Genomic DNA, 2405 nt, shown 5'->3' with positions numbered 1-2405 from the left:
ATTTATGATATTCTTGTTTTTTGTGTGTTTCATTGGTATTATTATCCTTGCTTATTCTTGGAATAAGCTATCCTCTTTCTTGTTTTTGATATATTTCAAGTTTGGGAAGGCCGGCTCGGGAGAGACCGGCCTTCTGTTTTTATATTCAATAAAATTTAAACATCTCCTTTGGGAGTTTGCCTGAATTTTATACGGGTCGGTTAGGAGCTTCCTTCGAGGATGTTCTGTTGTCTTTACGAGGATGATAGCGGCTATCTGACAAGTAAAGACGTAAAAATGATCCGATAATATTTTCTTATCGGAAAATTTAGATAGCCTTTAAGTACTATGCTGCCCTCTCAAACAAATAAGGCAGGTTTTTGTCGCCTGCCTTAATCCTTTTTCGGTTATATACTTTTTTTGAGACATGGATTCGATTAAAAGAAACCGGACGTCCGTGTTTTTCGATTTCTTCCTCTCGGCTCGCTTTTCTGTTAGCTTTGAGGTAATCTTCTTGAGTAAATTTCATTTTCTTTTTCATCGCCGAATTAAATTAACGGACTGCAAAGATAGTGAAATTTAGTGGATAACACATCATAAAGCTTCTTTCCAATGTTTTATATTGGAATTTATCGTTTCCATGACTTCTTTTGTTCTTCCATTCAAAATTAGTTTGTACATAGATTGTGCAAATCCGAGCATTTGGTCGAACTCTATTTTGGGGGGCATTGCTAAAGCATTGGGATCGGTCATAATATTTACTAATACCGGACCATCTGTTTTCATCGCCGATTCGAGAACAGATTCTACATTGTCAGGATGTCGTACGGTAAACCCGGTCATACCCATAGCCTTAGCTACAAGTTCAAAGTCAGGATTCAGCATATTCGTTTGGTTGTCAGGGAGTCCGGCTACTTCCATTTCTAATTTTACCATTCCTAAAGCCCTGTTGTTAAACACTATGATTTTTACAGGGAGTTTATACTGTACAATTGTTTCTAAATCTCCCAAGAGCATAGAAAGTCCGCCATCACCGCACAGGGCTATAATTTGCCGTTCGGGAGCAGCCAATGCAGCGCCGATTGCTTGAGGCATAGCATTTGCCATTGATCCGTGATTAAATGAGCCTAACATCGTTCGTTTTCCGGTACTTTCCAGATAACGAGCTCCCCATACGCAAGTCATCCCTGTATCTACGGTAAATATGGCATTTTCATCGGCTTTTTTATTGATAAGATGCATTACATATTCGGGATGTATCTTGTTTTCCGCACCTTTGTTTGTGACATAAGTATTGAGATTCTTTTTTACGGTTTCGTATATTTTCAAATGCCGTTTAAGGAAACTGTCATCCTTTTTGGGTTCTATAAGCGGGTTTAGTATTTTGAGAGTATCTTTAACATCTCCGACTACACCCATATTTACTTTCGCTCTTCTTCCTATGCGATTAGCTCGGATATCGACTTGGATGATATAACTGTTTTCGGGCATAAAGGGGGTATATGGGAAATCCGTGCCTAACAATAATAATATTTCCGCTTCTTGCATACTATAATATCCTGATGGCAAGCCCAATAGTCCGGTCATGCCTACTTCATTCGGATTATTATGTTGAATTCCCATTTTCCCTTTAAATGAATATGCGACAGGTGCATTTAAAGATTGTGACAATTCGACTACTTCGTCATGAGCATTTTGTGCACCTATACCGCAAAAGATGGTGATTTTATTCGCTTTGTTCAATAAAGAAGCAATTTTTTTTATTTTTGTAATCTGGGGAGAAACAACGGGTTGTGTGTGATAAGGCGTGTTAGAAGAATCTATGTTGGCAACTTTCTGAGAAGTTAAGTCTCCGGGTAACCCGATGACAGAAACGCCTTTTTTTGAAATAGCTGTTTGAATTGCAGCTTGCATCATTCTCGGCAATTGCTGTGCGGTTGTCGCTATTTCGTTGTAATAGCTGCAATCATCGAATAATTTTATCGTATTTGTTTCTTGAAAGTATTTAGTGCCGAATTCATGGGTGGCGATTGTTGAGGCTATTGCTATTACTGGAGCATTGGAACGATGAGCATCATATATTCCGTTTATCAGATGCACATGTCCCGGTCCGCTGCTTCCGGCACAGCAAGCGATATTACCGGTTATTTGGGCTTCAGCTCCGGCGGCGAAAGCTCCTGTTTCTTCATGACGGACATGTATCCAATCTATTTTTTCATTTCGTCTTACTGCGTCATTGATTTCATTCAAACTGTCTCCAGTGACAGCGTAAATTCGCTTTACTCCGGTATCGACCAGCATGTCAACGACTTGTTCTGCTACTTTTTGTGCCATAAATATCTCTATAAGTTTATATAATAACGATTTTGCGTAGATATAAAACATTTGACAGGGAGAATGGTTTTCATATATTGGCAATTTAAAGA

Annotated in this window: 2 protein-coding genes; both read right to left on the bottom strand. The window is 38.8% G+C overall.

Translation table 11 applies throughout. The features are described 5' to 3' along the window. Positions 1 to 325: 325 nt before the first annotated feature. Positions 326 to 520 (bottom strand): hypothetical protein, encoded by a 195-nt coding sequence (locus AC1WHX_RS11890; RefSeq protein WP_022390417.1) that lies wholly within the window; start codon positions 518 to 520, stop codon positions 326 to 328. A 53-nt stretch (positions 521 to 573) separates the two neighbouring features. Beyond that, complete coding sequence (locus AC1WHX_RS11885) at positions 574 to 2313, bottom strand: thiamine pyrophosphate-dependent enzyme (protein ID WP_031258477.1); 1740 nt, start codon at positions 2311 to 2313, stop codon at positions 574 to 576. Positions 2314 to 2405 lie beyond the last annotated feature (92 nt).

Source organism: Coprobacter sp. (assembly GCF_982436375.1).
This window is presented reverse-complemented; position numbering and strand designations above follow the sequence as displayed.